20 protein-coding genes are annotated in these 22,365 nt (G+C 62.8%); 10 read left to right on the top strand and 10 right to left on the bottom strand.

The features are described 5' to 3' along the window. Window positions 1-285: 285 nt before the first annotated feature. The 3 genes from ACVWVY_RS20995 to ACVWVY_RS20985 form a co-directional block, all read right to left on the bottom strand. Entirely contained in the window at window positions 286-693 is a 408-nt protein-coding gene (locus ACVWVY_RS20995) for a hypothetical protein (protein WP_456628175.1), read from the bottom strand. Between the two features lie 803 nt (window positions 694-1,496). Next, a complete protein-coding gene (locus ACVWVY_RS20990; protein ID WP_456628174.1) occupies window positions 1,497-3,533 on the bottom strand; it encodes a pyrroloquinoline quinone-dependent dehydrogenase in 2,037 nt (678 codons plus the stop codon). Window positions 3,534-3,588: 55 nt separating this feature from the next. Further along, window positions 3,589-5,037 carry a caspase family protein gene (locus tag ACVWVY_RS20985; protein ID WP_456628173.1) on the bottom strand — a complete coding sequence of 483 codons (1,449 nt, stop codon included), beginning with the start codon at window positions 5,035-5,037 and terminating at the stop codon, window positions 3,589-3,591. Between the two features lie 218 nt (window positions 5,038-5,255). On the opposite strand from ACVWVY_RS20985, the gene ACVWVY_RS20980 reads away from it, so the two are divergent. Then, a complete protein-coding gene (locus tag ACVWVY_RS20980) occupies window positions 5,256-5,663 on the top strand; it encodes a hypothetical protein (RefSeq protein WP_456628172.1) in 408 nt (135 codons plus the stop codon). Here the strand turns inward: ACVWVY_RS20980 and ACVWVY_RS20975 are convergent, their stop codons facing one another. Then, window positions 5,664-7,457 (bottom strand): ShlB/FhaC/HecB family hemolysin secretion/activation protein, encoded by a 1,794-nt coding sequence (locus tag ACVWVY_RS20975; RefSeq protein ID WP_456628171.1) that lies wholly within the window; start codon window positions 7,455-7,457, stop codon window positions 5,664-5,666. It lies immediately after the preceding gene. A 130-nt stretch (window positions 7,458-7,587) separates the two neighbouring features. On the opposite strand from ACVWVY_RS20975, the gene ACVWVY_RS20970 reads away from it, so the two are divergent. The 4 genes from ACVWVY_RS20970 to ACVWVY_RS20955 all read left to right on the top strand — a co-directional run bounded on the left by ACVWVY_RS20970 (window position 7,588) and on the right by ACVWVY_RS20955 (window position 13,817). After that, window positions 7,588-8,697 (top strand): FecR domain-containing protein, encoded by a 1,110-nt coding sequence (locus tag ACVWVY_RS20970; RefSeq protein ID WP_456628170.1) that lies wholly within the window; start codon window positions 7,588-7,590, stop codon window positions 8,695-8,697. Window positions 8,698-8,773: 76 nt separating this feature from the next. After that, on the top strand, window positions 8,774-11,500 hold the full coding sequence (locus ACVWVY_RS20965; protein WP_456628169.1) for an EAL domain-containing protein: 2,727 nt from the start codon (window positions 8,774-8,776) through the stop codon (window positions 11,498-11,500). Window positions 11,501-11,675: 175 nt separating this feature from the next. Further along, on the top strand, window positions 11,676-12,872 hold the full coding sequence (locus tag ACVWVY_RS20960) for a GNAT family N-acetyltransferase (RefSeq protein WP_456628168.1): 1,197 nt from the start codon (window positions 11,676-11,678) through the stop codon (window positions 12,870-12,872). After that, on the top strand, window positions 12,873-13,817 hold the full coding sequence (locus tag ACVWVY_RS20955; RefSeq protein ID WP_456628167.1) for a cupin-like domain-containing protein: 945 nt from the start codon (window positions 12,873-12,875) through the stop codon (window positions 13,815-13,817). Window positions 13,818-13,910: 93 nt separating this feature from the next. On the opposite strand, the gene ACVWVY_RS20950 is transcribed toward ACVWVY_RS20955, so the two are convergent. Continuing rightward, complete coding sequence (locus tag ACVWVY_RS20950) at window positions 13,911-14,549, bottom strand: NIPSNAP family protein (protein ID WP_456628166.1); 639 nt, start codon at window positions 14,547-14,549, stop codon at window positions 13,911-13,913. A gap of 111 nt (window positions 14,550-14,660) precedes the next feature. Next, window positions 14,661-15,326, bottom strand: coding sequence for a DsbA family oxidoreductase (locus ACVWVY_RS20945; protein WP_456628165.1), 666 nt, complete (start codon window positions 15,324-15,326; stop codon window positions 14,661-14,663). A gap of 174 nt (window positions 15,327-15,500) precedes the next feature. Between ACVWVY_RS20945 and ACVWVY_RS20940 the strand changes: the two genes are divergently transcribed. After that, window positions 15,501-16,298 (top strand): thioesterase family protein, encoded by a 798-nt coding sequence (locus ACVWVY_RS20940; protein ID WP_456628164.1) that lies wholly within the window; start codon window positions 15,501-15,503, stop codon window positions 16,296-16,298. A gap of 232 nt (window positions 16,299-16,530) precedes the next feature. Beyond that, on the top strand, window positions 16,531-17,097 hold the full coding sequence (locus ACVWVY_RS20935; protein WP_456628163.1) for a hypothetical protein: 567 nt from the start codon (window positions 16,531-16,533) through the stop codon (window positions 17,095-17,097). 40 nt (window positions 17,098-17,137) lie between these two features. Here the strand turns inward: ACVWVY_RS20935 and ACVWVY_RS20930 are convergent, their stop codons facing one another. From ACVWVY_RS20930 to ACVWVY_RS20915, 4 genes are all read right to left on the bottom strand, one after another. Then, on the bottom strand, window positions 17,138-17,950 hold the full coding sequence (locus tag ACVWVY_RS20930) for a helix-turn-helix domain-containing protein (RefSeq protein ID WP_456628162.1): 813 nt from the start codon (window positions 17,948-17,950) through the stop codon (window positions 17,138-17,140). Window positions 17,951-17,999: 49 nt separating this feature from the next. Beyond that, a complete protein-coding gene (locus ACVWVY_RS20925; protein WP_456628161.1) occupies window positions 18,000-18,785 on the bottom strand; it encodes a hypothetical protein in 786 nt (261 codons plus the stop codon). A gap of 145 nt (window positions 18,786-18,930) precedes the next feature. Beyond that, window positions 18,931-19,821: an NAD-dependent epimerase/dehydratase family protein gene (locus ACVWVY_RS20920; RefSeq protein ID WP_456628160.1), complete on the bottom strand. Its 891-nt coding sequence runs from the start codon at window positions 19,819-19,821 to the stop codon at window positions 18,931-18,933. 221 nt (window positions 19,822-20,042) lie between these two features. Further along, window positions 20,043-20,864, bottom strand: coding sequence for a helix-turn-helix domain-containing protein (locus tag ACVWVY_RS20915; RefSeq protein WP_456628159.1), 822 nt, complete (start codon window positions 20,862-20,864; stop codon window positions 20,043-20,045). Window positions 20,865-21,125: 261 nt separating this feature from the next. Here ACVWVY_RS20915 and ACVWVY_RS20910 point away from each other — a divergent pair, with 261 nt between their 5' ends. From ACVWVY_RS20910 to ACVWVY_RS20900, 3 genes are all read left to right on the top strand, one after another. Next, window positions 21,126-21,371 carry a hypothetical protein gene (locus tag ACVWVY_RS20910; RefSeq protein WP_456628158.1) on the top strand — a complete coding sequence of 82 codons (246 nt, stop codon included), beginning with the start codon at window positions 21,126-21,128 and terminating at the stop codon, window positions 21,369-21,371. Window positions 21,372-21,451: 80 nt separating this feature from the next. Continuing rightward, window positions 21,452-21,703, top strand: coding sequence for a hypothetical protein (locus tag ACVWVY_RS20905; RefSeq protein WP_456628157.1), 252 nt, complete (start codon window positions 21,452-21,454; stop codon window positions 21,701-21,703). A 138-nt stretch (window positions 21,704-21,841) separates the two neighbouring features. Then, the gene (locus tag ACVWVY_RS20900) at window positions 21,842-22,030 is read left to right on the top strand and encodes a hypothetical protein (RefSeq protein ID WP_456628156.1); all 189 of its coding nucleotides are present in this window, start codon (window positions 21,842-21,844) and stop codon (window positions 22,028-22,030) included. Window positions 22,031-22,365 lie beyond the last annotated feature (335 nt).

The raw sequence follows: 22,365 nt of genomic DNA, 5'->3' as shown, positions 1-22,365 counted from the left end.
TCCGAAAAACCGCGCCAGCATGTTTTCCGCCGGTCTGGCGCAAACGAAATCCGAACGGCCTGTGCAGCCACAGGCTGTATCGAAATAGCTGACCGCAGTTTCACCGCGCTATGAACGGCATCACATATGAGGTTGTCAAACCGTGCGCGGATTGAGAATCCGAGAGCGCCTGATGAGTTCGGAATCCGCGGGGTGGACAAAGGAGCGTTAGCGACGTGCCCACCATCTATCACCGAACGCGCTTCGAAATGGTGGGCACGCTATCGCTTTGTCCACCCTACGACGCTATGGAGTCGGCCACTTAACCCGACTCCATAGCAAGATGACGACGCAGACATCAATCAAAAGGTGAATAACCAGGGATATCCAGGGTGGGTTTGCCGTAGCAACTAGCCTTTCAATGGACGTCCTAAACGCATTGTCGCTCGCAGCGCGTGTCATAAATTCAGAGATATCTTTTTGTAGTTGCCGATTGATCCTAAGCCCTTGTCTCAACAGCTTCCAATTTCCGAATGCAAATGCCAGGAAGCCAACCGTCATTGCGGCAGCAATGACGGGCCGTAAGGGCGAGGCGGTAAATCCATATCCAGCCGCGGCAAATGTCGCTGCAACATAGACCGTCCAGAGGCTGTTGATGGTCGTCGTCTGTTGCGTAAACAGAGTAACGGCGTGGTTCAGCTCAAACTTGTCCATTTGTCTGCTCCGCTCATCCGATGAGGGATTTCGTTCGGAAGAAAGACTCGAATCGAACTCAACACGGGATTCCAGATATGCCCGCCCAACGGGTCTGCGGACTGATTTGCCTTGCCGGCAAGCGTAATTTCGATGCACGGCTGCGACAAATCAACACGACGGGCAAATCAGTCAAAAGCTGTCGAGCCCTTCGCGCAAAAATATTCTGCTTTCGTTCTCACGCAAATCACCCGCATAACTCCGCCCGTCTCACAGCGGATGAGGGGCGTTGGCCATCGTCACGAACGCGCGGTGAGATGCGATGGACGTGCGAGCTGCGACTGACGTGTGCGGCTCAAGCGTACGGCGAAGTCGTGTGGTTCGGACGCCGCGGTGCTGGCGTTAAGTTGGCGGTTGCGCATCGATCCAATCGGATCGAGCGCGGTGTCCCGCTGACGACGGAGGCAAAAGAGCCGTTCTCCGGGGAGAGCACGAAGTAAGCCGTAAAGCCATTGCGCAGGGAAGGCCGGAATGCTCCCGCTGCCCTGTATGCTCGTGTGCAGTTTTGTTTTCGCAAATCGCACGCGAGACCGCGGGTGCAGCAAGCACCCGGTCTTCCCTGCGCCCTCAGTTTTCGAAGAGGGCAAACGGAGATGCAAACCTCGGGCGATCAGCGCCGCGAGAACGTCGCTTCACATACAACTGTCATCGTCCGCGAAGGCGGACGATCCAGTATTCCAGAGACGTCAATGATTGACCCAAGAAGCCGCAGCGTACTGGATCGTCCGGTCAAGCCCGACGATGACAGCGGAGGGTGCGCCCGTTCACGCCCCCACCCTGCCCCGCCGCCACCGCCACACCAGCATCGCCATCAGCACGACCACAAACCCGACCGCGATCGCTCCGCTCATAAACCGCCCACCCGGCCGGTCGATGGTGCGCGACCGCAGCGAAGGCGCTTCACCGGGCCGCGCCAGGCGGAATGCGACCACGCTGTCGCCAATGGTCGTGCCCGACTCGGAATGACCGCCAGCGCCGATCGCGACATATTGCTCGCCCTTCCACAGATAGGTCATGGGATTGGCAACACCCGGCACCGGCAGCCTGCCCTGCCACAGTTCCTGCCCCGATTTGGCGTCGAAGGCGCGCAGGTAAGCATCCAGCGCGCCGGTGAAGGCGAGACCGCCGGCGGTGATCGCGACGCCGTTGACGAGCGGCGTACCGAAGTTAAAGGCGATGCCGAGCGGCGCGCGATCCTCGGTGGTGCCGACGCGCGAGCGCCAGAGAATCTTGCCCGCCTTCAGATCGACCGCGACCATCTCGCCCCAGGGCGGCTTGTTGCACAGCAATCCCAACGGCGACATCGCGACCGCGCGCGTCATCGCGAACGGCGCACCCTGCTGCCGTCCGAAATCGTGCCCGGGCGGCGGGCTGAACCCGTCGGCCACAGCGGCACGCGGAAGCAATTTGACGATGTGGATCGCACGCGAAATGTTGGCGTAAAGGATCTGGTTGACGGGATCGAAGGCGGCGCCGCCCCAGTTCACGCCGCCGCCGGTCATCGGAAACACTATCGTGCCTTGCGTCGATGGCGGCGTATAAAGGCCCTCGTTGCGCGCGGAGGCGACCTGCGCGCGGCAGGCCCGGCTTTCCCAGAACGGAATCAGGCCGAATACATCGTCGACCGAAATCTGCTGCGACAGCAGCGGCGGCACGTGGGTTGGAAACGGCTGTGTCGGCGACAACTGCTCGCCTTCGGCACCGCCTTGCGGCACGGCGCGTTCCTCGATCGGCCATACCGGCTTGCCGGTATCGCGGTCGAGCACGAACACAAATCCCTGCTTGGTCGGCTGGATCACGACGTCGCGCATGCCCTCCCCGGTGTTAATACGCGCCAGCGTCGGCTGCGCCGGCAAATCGTAATCCCAGACATCGTGATGCACGGTTTGATACGACCAGATGCGCTCGCCGGTCTCGGCGCGCAGCGCCACGACCGAATTGGCGTAGTCGTTGTTGCCGGGCCGCTTGCCGCCCCAGAAGTCCGGGCTCGGCGAAGACGTCGGCAGGAACACCAGGCCACGTTCGTCGTCCACCGACATCGGCGCCCAGACATTGGCGTGGCCGGTACTGACGCCATCGTGCACCAGCGGGTCGAAACTCCAGCGCGGACGCCCGGTTCGCGCATCGAAGGCGCGTACCGTGCCGGGTGGCGCCTCGACGCGGCGGTTGTCCGCGATCGCAGAGCCGACGATGACGGTGTCGCGGATAATCACGGGAGCCGATGTGATCTGGAATTCGCCGGGCCATTCCAGCGGCATGCCGGTATCGAGCTTGATCTCGCCATTGGCGCCGAAATCGGCGCAGGGAGCACCAGACCTCGCGTCGAGCGCGATCACGCGCGCGTCGTTGGTACCCACCAGGATTCGCGCGCGGCAGGCGGCCGTTTCGACCGCCTTGTCGTCGACCCAAAAGGCGACGCCGCGGCAATTGTAGCGGTTGGCCGGGCGCTGCGCGGTCGAGATCTTCGGGTCATACCGCCATTTCTGCGCGCCGCTGCCGGGATCGAGCGCGATGACTTCATTGAACGGCGAGCAGAAGATCAGGCTGTCTTCGACCAAGAGCGGCGTGGCCTGAAACTTGGTCCGCTTCATCACGTCGGGCGCGCGGGTGTCGAGATCGCCGGTACGAAACTCCCAGGCGCGGACGAGATTGCCGACATTATCAGGCGTGATCTGGGTGAGCGGCGAAAACCGCGATCCGCCGCGATCGCCGCCCCAATGCTCCCAGGCGGAAGCCGGAAGCTCGATACCAGTGCAGAAGATGGCAACGATGAAAGTAAACAGACGAACCGGATTTCGCATCCTGCCCCCGCAAGCGCAACACAACGCTTGCGGGATCGATTACCCTATTGCCACGTCAGTATCTACCCCGGCCGCCATGGTCGCCATAGTTGCCACCGCGACCGCCGCCAAACCCGCCGAGACCGATGCCGATGCCGATGCTGACCGGTGGTCCCGACGGCTCGTACACTTCGGGCGGGGGCGGACGGCGGCGAACGACCACGACGTCGTCATCCGGCTCGCGCTGGCGCGGCGGCTTGCGATCGACCCGCTTCTTCGGCGGATCCGGCTCGACGCGCCTGACCGGGGCATTGACCTTCAGTGGTTGCGGCTGCTGCGGCGGCTGCGCGTTGCAAGGACAGGTCGGCCCGGCCAGCGCAACGTTTTGCGGCAAGGCGGCGTTGGCGGCGGCAACCGCCGGCGTGAACTCGGGACGGTTGCGCAGCCGCAATTCCAGCTTGCGCGCGGTTGCGCTGAGATCGCTGTCGGGGAATTGCGCCAGGAAGGAGCGATATCCGGACGCGGTGTTGATGAGCACGGCGTCGTTCCACGCCACCATGCGCCGGTGCCGAACCAGCCAGTCGCGCGCCAGCCGCCCGAGCGCCGTCTGCGGGAAGAGGCCGGCAAAGGCCTCGTACGATTCGTCGGTGCCGTCGGCCACAATCAGCTCGTTCGCCGCCTCGACCGGCTTGCCCTTCAGATCGCGGGTCCACTCGGCGACCGTCTTCTTCGGAGCTGCCGCAGGCTTCGGCCCGGCGACCGCCGCGCCCGAAAAACGGAAGTCCTCGGTCAGCGAGGAGCTGTCCCACGGGGTCTGCCGCCCTTCGGTCACCTTGTTCACCGCAAGCCGCACCCGCTTGAAGGTCTCCTCGATCGGAATGTTCTGCTCCTTGCCGGCCGCCAGCAGCGCGTTGGTATACGGGCTGTTGGAGCCGGAGCCGTCCTCCGCGACCGCGCCCGGCGAGGTCGAGAAAGACAGGAACGTGCCGGGAGCGCCGACCTTCGCATCGACGATGGCAAGCCCGCTGCCGGCAGTCTTGAGGTCCGGGAACGGATTGTTGCGGCAGGCGTCGAGCATCAGGATGCGCATCTTGCTCGGCACCGATGTCAGCGTGTTCAGGATGTCGTTGAGGCGCACCGCCTGGAGCGGAATGTCGGCTTCCCGCTTCACATCGATGTCGACCGGAACCAGATAGTTCTCGCCGTCGATCTGCAGCCCGTGGCCGGCATAAAACACCAGCGCGATCGTGTCGGCGCCCTTGGCCTCCACCTTGCCGGCGAATGCGCTGACCGCCTCGCGGATCTGATTTTGCGAAAGATCGGAAGCGGTCGAAACCTCGAAGCCGGAATCGGTCAACAATTGCGTGACCGCCCTGGCGTCATTGGCCGGATTGGGCAGTGCCGGCACCGAGCGATAGGCGGATTGGCCGATCACCAGCGCGAGGCGACTTTCGGCAGACGCCGAATGTGCTCCCAGAAGAACCGCAGCGGGAATCATCAATGTGAACAGCGTGTGACGGAACATGGTGCGATCTCCCGGCAATGCAGGCTACGGATTGGTCACAGCCCGAAGCCAAAGGGTTCAAGCCGGCAGCGCCATGTGAGGCGCGACGATGGCTCGATTCGACGGCGATCTTGTCGCAGGCCCAAGCTCCGCGACGTGATGCAAATCACAGTATCGGGATTGTTATTTGAGCCTAATGCTCTGTCCCGAGTGGCATCTCCGGGATAGAACAACCTCCAATGCGGCGGATCGGATTTCACATAGCGCTGATGGCGGGCGGAGCGCTGATGCTTGCGGGTTGCGGCTTTGCCGACGTCCGCGCGCCGCTGCCCGAATTCTTGCGCGCCAAGGCGCCCGAGCCGCCCTCGCTCGAGCCGGCGCCCGACGTCAAGCGCATACTGAAGGAAAAGCTGGACTCGGTGTTCACGGCGGCCTCGCAACCGAGCCAGGTTCGCGTTTCCGAGCCGCGCCCCAACCTCCGCGGACCGGGCTGGACCGCCTGCGTCAAGGCCGAAGTGGTTTCGGTGACCGGCAAGCCGCTCGGCACACAGACCTATCGTGTCGAGATTTCCGGCGGCGTTATCGCCGATCGGCAAAAGGTCGAGCCCGAGGACACCTGCAGCACCGAGAGCTACGAGCCGATCTAGCTACAGACAGCGGGTCGTCGCCCGCATTGGACAAAGTTTCAGCGCGCTGGTCAGCGAGAACAACACCCGCGCGCCGCGGGTAGGATTATCGGGCGCGCGATAGGTGAGTGGGGCGGCAGCGCCGATGTCGGCCTGCAGGCCGTCGACGAGGAAGAAGCGAACGCCGACGCCGGCCGAGGTGAGCGAAAGGCCATCGCTCAAGCGGTAGCCGTCATTCCAGGCCACGCCGCTGTCGACGAAGCCGTAGAGCTGGTAGCCGCTCAGATATCGAAGGCTCGTCTTCTGGTCGAAGCGCAGTTCGGCCGAGCCCGCCAGACCGTTATCGCCGCTGATCTCGGCGCTGCCATAGCCGCGCCCGAACGCGATGCCGCCGAGATAGAATTGCTGCGAGGTGAACAGCGGGCCGGACGCCGTCTGGCCGGCCGCGGCCAATTTCAGCGACCATGCATCCGTCAGCGTCTGGTAGCGCGTGAACCAGAAATTCAGCGCGGAGAATTTGCCGGACGCGCCGTCGCGCGACAGATAGTCGTCGTCGCGTTGCGAAGCGCCAAAAATGTCGAGGCCCTGGCGAAAATTCACCGTCAGATAATTGGTGCCGCCGAAATTGTCCTGCAGCCGGTAGTCCGAGGTGAGACTGGCGGTGCGGATGCGATCGGCGTAGATCGGGCCGAACACATCGTTTTCGGAAGCATTGGTGAATCCGGCCGCCGCGGTCAGCGTCAGGCTCGATTTCTGCGATTGCAGCGGAACGATGCTGCCGCGAATTTCGAACGACTCGGTCTTGATGTTGTCGCTGTAGAGACGACGATAGTCGCCGGGCCGAACCTCGCTGTAGTAGCCCGATGCGCCGATGCGGACGCCGTCGGTGCCGACGGGCACGTCGTAGGACAGGCGGCCGAACGCGAGTTGCCGCGGATCGCCGGGCGTGGTCGACAGGTTCAACACCAGTGAATCGCCGGGCGCGAGATAGGAGTTGAACGCCGCCGTCCCGTAGCTTTGCCACGGTCCGACCGACCACGATCCCAGATTGTCGACGCCGAACGACGTGAAGACGTGCCAGGTCTTCAGCGAAAGGATCAGGCGAAAATCGCCGCTCGCGGTGCCGATCTCCTCGATCGCGGTATCCTCGATCTGTACGCCGGGCCGCCCGTTGATCAGCAGCAACTGCCGTTCCAGCGTCGCAAGCCGCGAGGGCCGCTCGGTCAGCACAGCCCCGAGCATCGGCCGGACGCCGAACTGTTCGGCGCCGTCTCCCTTCAGCATCAGCTCCGTGATGCTGCCTTCGATGACTTGAATGCGAAGCTGACCGCGCTGGATGTCCTGCGGCGGAACGATCGCCCGGCTGAGGTGAAAGCCGGCGGCGCGATAGACGTCGCTGACCGCAGCGGCGACAGCCGCGAGATCGGCCTGCGATACTTTTTTGCCGACATAGGATTGATATGTCGCAACCAGCCGCTCCTGCGGTATCGCAACGGCGCCGGAAATCGAGACGTGCCGGAGCACGAACAGCGGCTTTGAATCCCCCTGCTCTTCCGGACGCGCGAATTGCGGCATCGGCAACCGCGGCCGCGCGGTTGACCCCTGACGCGATTGCTGGTCTTCGAAACGCTTTTCGGTCTGCCGCGGATCATAACCGGGCTGGTTCGCCTGCTGAGCCTGCGCCGGAAAACAGCCGATGATGATCCAGAGGCCGAGTCCAACCGTCGGGAAGCGGTGCCAGGCTACAGCTGCACAAACGCGCTTCAGTAGATTTACGCATACGCGCCGCCGATCGTTGGTGGGACCATTAGCCATATGATTTTTAATAGATTTTTATGGTCAATGAACTCTTAACGCGGCCCTCGCAGAGCGCCGTTTCCGGTCACTCAATGTTGAAACATTTCCGATAGCGTCCGGGACAAATCGGCAATCGGAAAGAGTTTGCATGCGTGCGACCCCCCACATCTCAAGAGCACTCGCGACCATGTTCATGCTGGCAACGGCGTCCGGCGCATTCGCCGCCGACGGCGAAGACTGGACGGTCCACAAGTTCTCGGGCGACGTATGGCTCGCCGGCAGCGGCGTGCAGCAGGCATCGCTGAAGCAGGAAGACGTGTTGAAGCCGGGCGATACCGTTCGCACCGGCCGCACCGGACGCGTCCTCCTGAAACGCGGCGACGAAATGATCCTGGTTTCGCCGAATTCCGTGATCGGCGTCCCCGCCCAGAAGAAGGAAGGACTCTCGACGACGATCAAGCAGCAGGCCGGCTCGATCCTGCTCGACGTTGAAAAGCGCAACGTCAAGCATTTCGAGGTCGAGACTCCCTACCTCGCGGCCGTGGTGAAGGGCACGCAATTCCGCGTCACCGTCAACGCAGGGAAGACCACCGTTGACGTGGTCCGCGGTCAGGTTGAGGTCGCCGATTTCAAGTCGGGTCAGATCGCCCAGGTGATGGCGGGTCAACACGCGACGGCGTTCGCCAGCGGCAAGAGCGGTCTCTCGCTGGGTGGCACCGGCGCCCTCGCCCCGATCGAGCAAGGCAAACCTCGCGCGCCGTCGGTCGAGCGCGTTCCGGTGCCGCGCGGCGGCTTCACCGCGATCCGTCACGCCACGAATGGACAGGGCGTCCAGCCCGCCAAGCATGGCGTTACCCGCATCTCGTCATCGATCGGTGAAGTCCGGTTGAACGTCCACCGCGCGACGCACGGGCTCGCCCGCGACAAATCGGCGGTACATGGCGGTACGCGCAACACCGCCAACAAGGACACGATCTGGGCTTCATCCAGTTCCGGAGGCGATACGGCCCTGGCCAACAACAATCAGGGCAACGCGGCGACCAGTGCCGCCACCGCATCGGGCGTGAGCAGCACGGTTGCAGCCGTCAGCGGCTCAAGCGGCGGCAATGGAAACGGCAACGGCAATAATGGCAACGGCAACGGTAATGGCAACGGAAACGGAAACGGAAACGGGGCTAACGGCAATGGCCGCGGCAATGGAAACGGCAACGGCAACGGCAATGGAAATGGAAATGGAAACGGAAACGGCAAGAAGTAGCCGGGACGAATTGCTCAAGGCTGTTGGCTGGCGAACCTGACGACGACCAAACTCGAAACACCAGAATGGTGACAACGTGAAACGATATCGGTCGCATATTTTCGTGATGATTGCGCTCGCAATCGTCCTGGCGGGCGGCTGGCACAATTCGCTTCGTCACGCATTGGCCGACCTGCGGTTCGCGTGGCAGTCGCGAGAGGTCTCTGGCGACATTGTGGTGATCGCGATCGACGCATCGTCGATCGACAGGATCGGTGTCTGGCCGTGGCCGCGCCTGCTCCACGCCGAGTTGATCCGGCAACTTCAGAAAGCCGACGTCCAGGACATCGCGCTCGATGTTGACTTCTCCACGCCCTCCGACGCGTCGTCGGACCGAAATTTTGCCGAAGCCCTCCAGAGCGCCGGCGGATCGGTCGTGCTGCCCTCCTTCCAGCAGCCCCGCACCGACAGGATGACGCTTCACGTCAATCGCCCGTTGCAGCAGTTCGCCGAACATTCCTGGCCGGCGCTCGTCAATGTCGAGGTCGGATCCGACGGCCTCGTCCGCCGCTATCCGTTCGGTGAGAAACTGGATGGCAAATTCGTGCCCGCTATGGCGGCTGTCCTCGCCGGCCAGTACGACGAAAAGCGCACGCCCTTTCTGATCGACTTCAGCATCCGGACGGCGGGGATCCCCAAAGTGTCCTTTGCCGACGTGCTGCGCGGCGACCCGGAGGCACTGCAAAAATTGCAGGGCAAGAAGGTCATCATCGGCGGCACGGCGCTCGAACTCGGTGACCGCTTCAGCGTCCCGAACGGCGTCATCCTGTCCGGACCCGTGCTGCAGACACTGGCCGCGGAATCGCTACTGCAGAACCGCGCGCTGCAATGGACCTCGCACGTCGTCACGCTGACCGGCCTCGCTTTGCTCGCCCTGGTCATGCTGCTCTCATGGCGCCGCCTTTCCGCCGGCAAGCGCGTGACGCTGCTCGCCGCCACGGCTTTGGCCCTCGAAGCGGGCGCGTTTGCCCTGCAGGCCGCATTCCCGCTCATTCTCGACACGTCGCTGTTTCAGATCGCCATCATCGTCTACGTCGCAGCCATCGCGCTCGACGAAATCGACATCCGCGATCTGCTCGGCAGGGTCGCAGAGAGCCGCTTTCAGCGCGTGGCGATGTCGCTCGGCGACGGCCTGATCTGCACCGATTCCAGTTACCTGATCACGGACTGGAATCCCGGTGCGACTGCGATCTTCGGCTATCTGCCAGAGGAGATGATCGGCCGCTCGTTCGACGAGATTTGCGCCCGTGACGGAACCGTGGCGACATCCCCATTCTCCATCAGGGAGGCCGCACGTCTCGCTGCCGGATCGGTGGTCGAGTTCGACGGACGCCGCAGCAATGGCGAGGTATTTCCGGTCGAGGCCAGTTTCTCCGGCTGGCAGGGCACCGACGGCTTTCAATACGGCGCAATCCTGCGCGACATTTCGGTGCGCAAGCGCGAAGCCGAGAGAATTCGATACCTCGCCGAACATGACACACTCACGGGCCTCATCAACCGCAACACGCTTCATGCCCAACTCGAGGCGAAAATTTCCGCGGCCGGGGTAAGCGGCCGCAACGTGGCACTGCTCGTGATCGGCATCGACGGCTTCCAGCAGATCAACGACATGCTCGGCAACACCTGCGGCGATCTCGTGCTTCGCGCCATTTCGCAGCGATTGACGGCGGCCGTTCCGTCGGCCGGTCTGGTCGCTCGCTTGAGCGGGGACGAATTCGCGATCGCAGTTCCGACGAGCGACATCGGCGAAAACGCCAGCCGCTTCGCCGAACAGATCGGCGACGGCTTCGACGCGCCTCTGCTGGCCGGAAACCGCCACCTCCGCGTCAAGGTGAGCATTGGAGCCGCCATTTGCCCGGGCGATGGACGAACGGCGGACGAACTTCTCAGCAACGCCCATATGGCGCTGAGCCGCGCCAAGGCGACCAACCGCGGCGGCCACGTGCTGTTCGAAGATTCGATCCGCCGCGAACTGGAGACGCGCCTGACGCTGGAAGCGGAGCTGGCGCTGGCGGCGGAACGCGATGAGTTCGAACTGTTCTACCAACCACAATTTCATCTGGCTGACGGCCGATTGATCGGCGCCGAAGCCCTGATCCGCTGGCGTCATCCCGTGCGCGGTCTGGTTTCGCCGGCGGGATTCATGCCGGTCGTCAACACCTCTCCGATTTCCGATCGGATCGCCGAATGGGTTCTTCAGACCGCTTGTACCAAGGGAGCCGCCTGGGAACGCGCGGGACACAAGCTCCGCATCGGCGTCAATCTTTCGCCGTCCCAGTTCGAGTCCGGCGACCTCGCAATCTCGGTCGCGCAGGTGCTCGCCACCACCGGTTTTAGTCCGACCAGCCTCGAACTCGAAGTCACCGAAGACATCCTGCTCCACGACGAGCAGGGCGCGCTGAATACGTTCCTTGAGATTCAGGAGCTTGGCGTTCGCCTCGTCTTCGATGATTTCGGCACCGGATTTGCCAGCTTGAGCTATCTGAAGAAATTTCCGCTCGACGGGCTGAAGATCGACCGCTCTTTCGTATTGGGCTTGCTCACCGACGCCGACGACGCGGCGATCGTCAGTTCGACCATCGGGCTTAGCAAGCAACTGGGCCTGTCCGTCATCGCCGAAGGCATTGAGGACCGGGCCACGGCCGACTTCCTGGTCGGGATGGGCTGCGAAGAGGGACAGGGCTATTTCTTCGGGCGGCCGATGCCGGCAAGCGAGTTCGAAGCCAGGTTCCTCGCCGCCCCCGCCACTGCCGAGGTGGCGTGACGGCTGCGCCGCCTGATCAGGCTGAACGATCCGTTAACGCGACCGCTCAAATCCGAGCTTCGCGACAACGCTATTTTCCACCTCTTTCCGATAGCGTCGCCCTGTGAACGCGATGGCCAGGCGGCGACCTCAAGGCGTCGCCGGCCACATGAATCGCGAATGGGGATTCGGGGAAGTGGCTGACATTGCCGACACATCGACGGTCCGTCGTGCATCGAGCAAGGACGCGAACGCACGTGCGCCAGGCACCGGGGGGGCGCTGACGCCGCTCGTCGGCGTTTCCGCGACCCAATGGCGCGCGCTGTCGATGCGCTCCGCCGAGCCGAACGGCTATTACCTGCCCGAATGGGAATTGGCGGTGAACGCTTCGGCGCAGGGCCGCGGCGACACCGACGCGCTCGGCGCGTGGCGCGATGCTTCCAGCTTGATCGGCCTGGTGCCTGTGATCTCGATGTGGCGGGCCTACAAAATCCCGCTGCCCGCTTTGGTCGCCGCCGATCCCTATGGCACGCTCTGCACGCCGCTGATCGACCGCGACATGGCAGAGGAAGCCGTCACTGGCATTCTGCAGAAGGCCCGGCAGGCCGGCGCGCACGCGCTGATCTTCCGCGCCACTTCGCTTGATGGCCCGGCCATGAAGGCGTTTGCCGACGTCCTGCATCGCAGCCGCATGCAGCCCGTGGTGGTGCAATCGCATGTCCGTGCCTGCCTCGACGCCACGTGCGACGCCGACGAAATGCTTCGCGATGCGCTGGGTGCCAAGAAACTGAAAGAATTGCGCCGTCAGCGCAATCGCCTCGCCGAGCACGGCGCCGTCCATTTCGACGTAGCGCGGACGCCTGCCGACGTCGCTGCCGCCATTGAACCATTCCTGATGCTGGAGGCCAGCGGCTGGAAGGGCCAGCGCGGCACCGCGCTCAGCCAGGACGACGGCGATGCGGCCTTCGTCCGCCGCGCCACGTCAGCACTGGCGGAGACAGGCCAGTGCGAGATCGTGACCCTGCGGGCCGGCGAAACGCCGGTGGCCGCGGCAATCGTGCTGCGCCATCAGGACCGCGCCTTCTACTTCAAGCTCGGCGTTGACGAACGCTTTGCGAAGTTTTCGCCGGGCGTGCAGCTGACGCTGGAATTGACCCGCTATCTCTGTGCGGATCCGGCCATTCGCCTGGTCGATTCCACCGCCGCCCCTGACCATCCCATGATCAACCCGATCTGGCCTGGACGCCTTGCGATCGGCGACGTCCTGATCCCGCTGCGGCGTGGCGATCCTGTCGTCTCGCTGATCCGAGCCGCGGTCGGCTTGCACGGCGCGATCCGCGAGCGGGTACGCCGCATCGTTCATTTCGTCAGAGCACGGCAAGAGAAATCCTAGATGAATACGCTCACCGCCATCGCGCCCGTGATTACGGCCGATCGCGACGCGCTTCGCCGCGGCTTCCCGCTCAAGCCTTTCGCGATCCATCACAAGCTCGCCGGCCATCCGCTGCTGACGCTGCCGCGCATCGCGCAGTTGGCCGCCGAATTGCCGCGCGACCTGATCGAGTACAATTCCGGCAGGGTCTCGATCAGCCAGGATCCGGATGCGATTCCCACCGTCGACCTCGATCCGGTCGAAGTGGTGGAGAGCATCGAAACCGCCGGCGCCTGGATGGTGCTCAAGCGCGTGGAGAATTCGCCCGAGTATCGTCGCCTGCTGGAGGACACCCTGCTGTCGGTCGCCCGCGCGCGTGGCTGCAACAGCCTGCTGGACGCCGGTTTCGAGCAGGTTGAGGGTTTCCTGTTCGTATCCTCGCCGAACTCGACCACGCCGTTCCATCTCGACAGCGAGGACAATTTCTTCGTCCACATCCACGGCGAAAAATTCTTCACGATCTTCGACAATACCGACCGCACGATCGTCAGTGACGACGAGATCGAGCGCTCGATGACCAAGCATCGCAACCTGAAATACGACGAGAGCTTTGCGCCGCGGGCTACGGAATTCCATTTGTTCGCGGGCGACGGCTGCTACGTGCCGTATCAGTGGCCACACTGGGTGCGCACATCAGGCTCGTTTTCGATCTCGATGGCGATCACCTGGAAGACGCGCGAAGTGCGGCGGCTGAACGACCTGCACTTCTTCAATTCGATGCTGCGCGGCATCGGCCTGCCGCAGCCGCCGCCCGGAAAACGGCCGGCGCTCGATGCGCTGAAACTGGCGTTCTATCGCACGGTGACGACGGCCATCAAGCCGCTGCGCGCCTCGATGGCGATGCGCCGTGTGCTGCGGCGGATCGCGCTTGGCAAGCGGGCGAATTATTATCTGAAGGGGGCGTAAGTCTCTCTTCGTAGCCCGGATGAGCGCCAGCGACATCCGGGGCCACTCCTGCACCACCCCGGATCATGCGGGCTACATTTCTACATCGACAACTCACTGCAGCGGCGAATGCGGCGCTGGCAGCATGATGGTCGAGTGCATCTCCTCGAGGAAGCCGGGGCCCTTGCCGAGAAATTCCTGCCAGGCCGGATCCTTCATCGCGTTGCCACGGGCTTCGGCGCGGGCGTTCAGGCTGGGATAGGCCCAGATGTGGCAGGCTTCGTTCGGTTGCCCTGCTTCAGTCGTCCAGAGGCCTACGATCTTTGAATATTTCTCGCGCTCCGGCAGCACCGCGGTGAACGCATCGAGCCACTGCTTCAGGCCACCGGCAGGCTTGCCGCGATAGTTACGGAGTTCGTAGACATTGCCCGTCGATGCCGGCGCAACCGGCGGCCTCACCGCGTTCATCAGGCGGACGTCCTGACGCACCAGCAGGGGGCGGATCAGCGGCACGTACTCGCCGGTCCAGCGCGGGTTCTTCGCCAGCTCGGCCCGCATCTTCGCGCGCTCGTCGAAACTGTTATAGCTCCACATGTGCAGGACCTGATTGAGCGGCCCGATCTCGGTCGACCAATAGCCTTCGAGTTTGCCGTAATCGTCCTTTCGGATGTCGCGCGACACCGTGCTCGCGGCCTTGATCATGTCGCCAAGCGTGCCGGGTTTTACGGTGTAGGTTCGCAGTTCGTAGATCATGACGTCCCCCAAGGTTTCTTGTTGCCGATGATTTGTCCGATCGTCATGGCCGGGCTTGACTCGGCCATCCACGTCTTTTTTGCCGCACCGTGGTCACGAACCGGCCGCACCCTACTCCGCCGCCTGCGCGTTGATTTCGCCGGACACCTGGCGGATGGCGCGGGCGAGTTGCTCGGCAGGCTGCGCGCCGGAGACGGCGTATTTTTGCGCGAACACGAAAGTCGGCACGCCGGAGATGCCCTTCTCGGACGCCTCCTGCGCCTGGCCGGAGATCAGCGCCACATCCTCGTCGGTTGCAAGACGCTTGCGGACGTCGTCGGCATCGAGGCCGACATCGGCCGCGGCCTGCACCAGCACGTTGACATCGGTCAGGTCGCCGCCGTCGCGGAAATACAATTCCATCAGGCGTTGCTTCATCTCGGCTGATTTGCCCTGCGCATCCGCCCAGTGGATCAAGCGGTGGCAATCGATGGTGTTGGGCTGGCGCTTCACCAGTTCGGGCCGATAGGTCAGCCCCTCCTCGCCCGCAGCCGCCACGACGCGGCCGGCGATGCCCTTATAGGCTTCGACCGAGCCGAACTTGGCGGTGAGATATTCGTCGCGGCTGATGCCTTCGCGCGGCACCCAGGAATTGAGGAAGAACGGGCGCCAGCGCACTTCGACGGGAACATCAGGCACCAGCGCCAGCGCGTTCTCGATCCGGCGTTTTCCGATGTAGCACCACGGGCAGACCACGTCGGAGACGATGTCGATTTTCAGCGGTTTCAAGGTGCCCATCGGCGTCTCCTCGGCTCATCAGGGGCGAAAAATGCTGCCCGCAAAGTAAGCCGAATGGGCCGTCACACAAGACCGCCAACCGCATGTCTCTCATCACATAACCTCCGCGGTTATTGTGGCGGTGGTCAGGGCAGCCTAGAAATCCCGGATCGATTTATGCCGCGGAGCCCAGCAATGACCGCCATTTTCAGGCCGGAAGGCCCCCTGTTTCGCGCCACGGAGCATGCCGGCGGGCCCTGGTCGCCGGAGATGCTGCAGGGTAGCGCGACCACGGCGCTGATGACGCGCGAGGTCGAGCGGCTCGCCAATGGCACCGGCTTTGCAGTGCGCCGGCTCACCTTCGATCTGTGGCGGCCGGCCGGCTTGCGCGCTTTCAACCTCGCAACCGACATGCTGCGCGATGGCCGCAAAGCCAAGACCCTGCAGGTGCGCCTGCTGGACGGCGACGTCGAGATCGGCCGCTGCACGGCGCTGCTGACCGCGCAAGGCGACGAGTCGCCCGCTGATCCCTTTTCGAAGCAAGCAGGCGATGAAGCCGCACCGGAGACAGGTTCACCACCGCCGGCCTTCGCACAAAAGTGGAGCCGCTATTTCCAGAACGTGTCCGTACGATTGATCGAGGGCGCATTGGAAAAACCCGGCCCCGCGGCGGCGTGGATGCGGCTCGATGTCCCGATGGTCGAGGGCGAGGCCAACACGCCGCTGTTGCAGGCCGTGCAGGCGGCGGATTTTTCGAGCGGCGTCGGCCAGATCGTCGACATGCGCGAATGGACTTTCATCAATCCCGAGATCAGCCTGTATTTCTTCCGTCCGCCCGAAGGCGACTGGATCCTGATCCGCTCACGCACCCGTGCCGGCGCCAACGGCGCGGGGCTGACCATGGCGAGCCTGAGCGATCGCAAAGGCGCATTTGCCGAGGTGTTGCAGGCCATGACGTTCGAGCGGCGCGCCGCGCAGGCTCAGGCGTCCTGAGCCACCGAACTCGCAAATACAGCGCAGTCGGCCGACGTCCTCCTGATGCGCATTCCGGAATCAAGTCGGCCTCGCTATCGGGGGTATGGTAAACCCGCCTCCGAACACTCGATTACCGCTAACTCGTGCGCGCCCTGCGCATGTCCGCGATCGCAGCAGCTCCTGCCGGTTCCAGAATTAACCCGCAGCGCGGACGTAAAGCTTAACTAGCAAGCTTACCAAAGGGATTCAGTTGCTCGATTCCCCAGAGCAACTAACGGTTTTGGCTGTATTTCCGAACCTTATACCCACCTGCTCGCAAGGAGCATTTGCCATGGCGCAGTCAACAAAACCGCCGATCTTTAATGTGATCGATATCGAGCGCGAGATCGAGGAAGAATTCCGAAAACTTCCGACGACTCACGAATCCCACTCGGCTGATTTCGCGCCGCCTTCCGTAAGCGCGCCTGATTTGTCGATGCCCGACTATGTCGAGCATCGCGCCGGAGCCACCGAGATCGGCAAGCTGTCGGCCGAAGCGGTTGTCCGCGAATATGAAGCTGCCGCGAAGGATATCGAGGACCTGGGCGTTGAGCTGGTCGGGCACGTCAAACAATGTGAGGCCATGAGCCGCGATGCGCTCAACGTGATCGAGGAGCTGAAGGAAACCGCAGCGCGATACCGCGAGGAGGCCAAGCGCGTCTTCCTTCATATCGAGAACTGCTCGTTGGTGACCGCGCAGGTGCGCAGAACCTGCGCCGAAATGAAGGAAAAGATTGTAGTGTCGGCCAGACTTGAAACGAAAGCCAAAGAGAAGTGAACTCGCGGGTACCGCGCGCAACACGCAGCGCGCCAGTGAGTCAACGCGCTAGTTTCGCAAGTAATGCCTCCGATCCTTCGTCCGCCGGCATGAACATCTCGACGCGCAATTCCTGCAGCGTGACGTCCTGCGGCGTTCCCAGCGTCAGCACCGCGCCGATCAGGCCGATGCTGATATCGCCCTTCCTCAGACGCACCTCGCAGAGCGGCCCCGGCGCGTCGGTTTCGTTGAGTTGCGGCGTCGGGATATCAGGCAGCTTCAAAAGTTCGCGCCAGGTCGATTGCAGCGCCAGGTCGAGCGGCGGCGCCATCGCCTCGTGGCGGGCACGCGCCAAGAGCGCTGCGGCAACATCCGGCCAGTCCACCACGAATGGACGCAGCTCGTCTGGGGCCAGGAACATCCGCATGTGATTGAGCGGCCGCGTCATCCGCTCCTCGCCCAGCAGCATCGTCATCAGCCGCACGGCTGCGCGATTGGCCTGCATTACGTTCCAGCGGCGGTCGGTGACGATGGCGGGAAACGGCTCGTGCCGCCGCAACAACAGATCGATGGCGCGCTTGGCGTCGGCGACTTCGGGCGCGGAGAGCTCCCGCTCGCCATATTGCCGGGCAAAACCGCCCGCCTCCAGCAGCGCGTTGCGGTCGCGCAAGGAGAGAGCGAGCGCGGACGCCAATTGCAGCAGGATGTCGCGGCTGCCCGCGGCCTTGCCGGTTTCGACATAGCTCAGATGCTTGATCGAGATGCCGGCCTCGAACGCCAAATCGGCCTGGCTCATGGCGCGGCGGTTGCGCCAGCCGCGCAGGAGGTCGCCGACGGGATTGGCGGGTAGCGGCGCATGTTGGCGAGAGTCCATGCGCCGATTATGCGAACGGAGCGCCCGGCTGTAAACCGATGTTCGGCACCTATCGTTCCGGTAAAACCGGACGAACTTTCTTCAAGTAGGCTTCGATCTCGGCAAGACCCTCGATCGCGGGAAAAGCGCTAGCGGCCTCATCAGGCGAGCACCAGGGATACGGCAGGCTGGTCAGCCAATTCATGGTCGCAGCCAAGTCAGAGGCGGGGAAAATCTTCATCACGTCGATGGCGATGACGAGCTTTTCGACACGACACTCCGTGTCGGGCCCAAAATACCAATCGTAACGTCCGCAGCCAATTCGTATCTGGCCGCCGTTCCTGGCAGACATCCCGACCAGCCAGTGACAAGGAAAATGCCGGCGATTGACCTCGGAAGGCTGCGAGAGGCAGAACGTATAAATGTTTTCGTAATCGATGCCGAAGCGGCGCACCAGAACGTCTTCGATAGTGCTCAGACCCTTTGCAGAACTCGGAAATGAGATGGCATCAGTCTTCACCACCATTTCCAATGCGGCATCTTCCGCGAATGCATGCCGCATCAGGAACGGCCGATTGCCGTCCTTGGCGAGGATGTATCGGCGGACGGCATCGGAAGGTGTCGACATGCCGCGAAGTGTAGTCGATGCGCGGGGGCGTGCAAATACCTCGCGATGCCGCCCCTCGGGCGCGTACTCACAAATCTTCGTCGATGTCCGGTTCGCCCCGACACCGACCGCCTTTGTGCAACCGCAGCAAATGTAGCGATGGGCCATGAAGCGACTCATGCGCCGGTCGTCGGCAACGGGGAGCAGCCCGAGCGGCATCTCGATGCCGAGCGTGCGCGCCGTTTTCATGCTGACGACGAACTCGAAATTTTGTCGACCGCAGCGCTGGCGGGTCCGCGGGCTTGCTTTGCCGTCACTTCGTTGAGGAAAGAGTTACTGCCGGACGCATTTACCGCCGGGGAGCGTGCAACGTTAGCAGAAGCTGCAAACCCGATTATTCATCCGTCGCGAGCGCGGCAATTTCTCCCTCAGGATCGAGATGCACCGGCGTCCAGCCCAGTTCACGCCGGGCTTTCTCGCCGCTCAGTTGTTGGTCCATCGCGCGGCCACGAGCCCAGTCACCGAGTTCGGCAGCAATGGCATCGGCGGAAACAATTTGCGGTGCGTGATCGCGCAACCCAAATCGCTGCGCGATCGCCCGCGCGATGCGGCCGACCGGAAAACCCGGAATCGCCGCACCAATGTAGCTCGTTCGCGAAGTTCCCCGTTCGAGCGCGAGCACGTAGAGATCGGCAATATCCTCGCGATGGACCAGCGGCCAGCGCACGTGCTCGCCACCGACCACGCGGATCGCCCGCCGGTTGCGAGCCTCGGCGACGAACTGAGCGAACACGCCGGCTGCCGGCTCGTACACCATGGCTGGATGAATGACGATCGGCGCAACGCCTTCAGTTTCAAGGACGCGCTGCAGATGCGAGACCATCCAGGCGAACGCCGGCAGCGGACGAAACGGCGCCTGTTCGCTCGCGACATCGTCGCCGGTGGCGCCGAACAACCAGCAGCCGCCGGTGTAAATGAATGTCGCCTGGTTCGGCTGCGCGGCAAGATGAGGCAACAGACCGTCAAGCAGGCGACGGTCGACGTCGGCCATGGTGCCATCGAAGTCGCACGCCAGATGGATCACCGCATCCAGCGGCGGCAACGCCTGTCGCCATCGTTCCGGTGTGGCAATATCGCCCGCAACAGGATGGGCGCCGAGACCCACGGCTCTTGCCGCCGAACGGTCGGAGCGCGCCAGAGCGACGACATCGTGGCCGCGGCCAACCAGCGCGCGCACCACAGGCGCGCCAATCGAGCCGGTGCCGCCGAGAACGAGAACCCGCATCTGCTTCCTTCTCGCGCACGTTGACTGGGCTCACGTCGATGCCGACCGGCGGCGCCCTCGATTGGATGATGGCGAACTGGCCGATCCCGGAGGTTAGCATCTCGAAGGACCGCTGCCCGCGCCACGCCTGGGGCTGCCAAACCTTGGAGAGCGCATCTTAGCGCCTGAAACGAGCACTACGATAGGGCTTAGCCCGCCTTCGGACAAACGTCCGTCGCATCCTAGTCTAAGTTCGCCGCTATCTGCCGCATCCGCTCGGCGGTAAGATCATCGGCGGGGAAGAAGGTTTCCAGCGCCAGCTCCTGCAACGTGATGTCGACCGGCGTGCCGAACACCATGGTGGTCGAGATGAAGCTCAGCACGTCGTCATTGCGGCGCAGCTTGAAGGGGATCGCGACATTGTCGGCCGAGACCGGGCCCGAACGCGCCGGCATTCGATAGGCTTTCAGTTCCTGATACAGCTTGAGCAGTTCGGGGTCGGCCGTCGCCTCGCACTGCCGGTGCAGCCGCTCCAGGAGATGCGCGCTCCATTCGGCGAGATTGACCGTGCGCGGCGCCAGCCCCTCGGGATGAAAGGCCAGCCTTAGAATGTTCAAGGGCTGGCCGAGCAAATGCGCCGGCAGGCCTTCGAGCAGCGGCGCCACCATGCGGTTGGCCGTCACCAGATTCCAGTGCCGGTCATAGGCCAGCGCCGGATTCGGCTCATGGGCCTTCAAGACGAGGTCGATCGCGTGCCGCGCCGATTTGAGCGCGGGATCGTCGAGCGAGCGCTGCGGAAAGGCAGGCGCAAATCCCGCCGCGACCAAGAGCACGTTGCGTTCACGCAAGGGAACCTCCAATCGTTCGGCGAGCCTCAGCACCATTTCGCGCGACGGCGCGGCGCGGCCCGTCTCCACAAAGCTGAGGTGGCGCGCGGATATTTCGGCATCCCCGGCCAGATCGAGCTGGCTTAAGTGGCGGCGCTGCCGCCATTCGCGCAGGTGATCGCCGATATGGACGGGCTGGGGTCGTTCGGCTCGCGCCGCGGAAGCATGTGCGTTCATGGTGGAAAACCTACCATGCGAATTTCATCCATTCCATTACGTCCGAGGTAATGCTGTCCATGATCGGATGTCCGGCCATCTCAAGTAACGCGTTGATTTTATTAGAGAACAACTAGGAACAAATGCACGATCCAAATAAGGATTTGGCCAAATAAGGAATATCCGGGGGGGCGCTTTTTCGAGCGCCCCACCCGCTACCGGGGGTTATCATCTTGGATCGCAGCAATTACCGATTGCTGCCGATCACAGGAGGGTATCTCGATGACGGCCAAGAAAACCACAGCGAAGAAGGCCAAGAAGAAGACCACCCCCAAGACAAAAAGCAACGGCAACGGCGAGGGCTACAAAGGTCACCGCCCCGGCTCCATCAAGGAGCAGCTGCACCAGCTTTTTGACAGGCATGGAGCAGAGAAGGCGCGGCCGTTGGCGCTCAAACTGGGTGCCGCCGCCGGGACCATCAACACCAGCTTCTCGCAATTCCGATCAGGATCGCGCGCCAAGGCCTGACCACTTCGCCTATACTGCTCCGACGTTGATCCCCCATCGCGTCGGAGGTTTTTTCAACCCACAGAACAGGAGCAACTCAAATGCCCGCATCTCTGGAAACCGTACGCGCCATGATGAAAGTCGATCCTACTCGGGATGATAAAGGCCTGATCCTTACGCTCACTGTCACCGCCTATGATAGCGGCATGATGATGGTCGATGGTCGCCCGATCAACGAAGCGCAAGACCCCACTCTCGGCTGGGTCGGCGCTAACGAGGTCATCGGCACCGCGATGACTGAATTTTATCGGCAGACCCAAGCAAGGAAAAAGTCGAAGGTGCGTAGCGCCTGAAGGCGTAGCGAACAAACGTCACATCTACCCTTACCTACTGGTCCCTTCACGGGGGTCATTTTTTGCGGTCGCGGTTATCCCATCCGTCATCGCAATCTCCGCAGTGCGACAACAAGCACGATGATAACCGCGGCGACGATGGCGCAGACCCCGTCGGCGCTGATGATCAAGCCAAAGAAATTGATGAGTAGTTTGTCCGACATGCGCAGCTCTCCATTGAAAGAACACGAGAGCTTTCGGCGGACGATTGATCTGCGCGCCGATTTCGTTGACCGTCAAGATGGGTTGGAAGCGCGCGCTCTCGTGGAAAGAGTGCGCAGCACTTGAAAACATTGAGGTCAGTCAGTCATTCGTCATTCAAAAATCTTCTGAGCTATCCACAAGCTTCGTGGTTCTGTTTTCAAAATCTAGATGCCGCCACCACTACGATGACGATTAGCAGCGCTGCTGCAATCCCCACGATGCCCTCGGCAGTGAGATGCATTCCCCATAAGCTGACCTGCAGTCGATTGCGCATGACACGGCTCTCCATTGAAAAAAACATGAAGAGCTTTCGGGGGACGATTTATCTGCGCGCCGATTTGGTAGGTCGTCAATAAGGAATGCTGCCACTAGTTTCCTTGGTAGGGAACATGACGCTGGCGCAAGGGATTGATGTCACG

The sequence above is a fragment of the Bradyrhizobium sp. URHC0002 genome (assembly GCF_054059515.1).
This window is presented reverse-complemented; position numbering and strand designations above follow the sequence as displayed.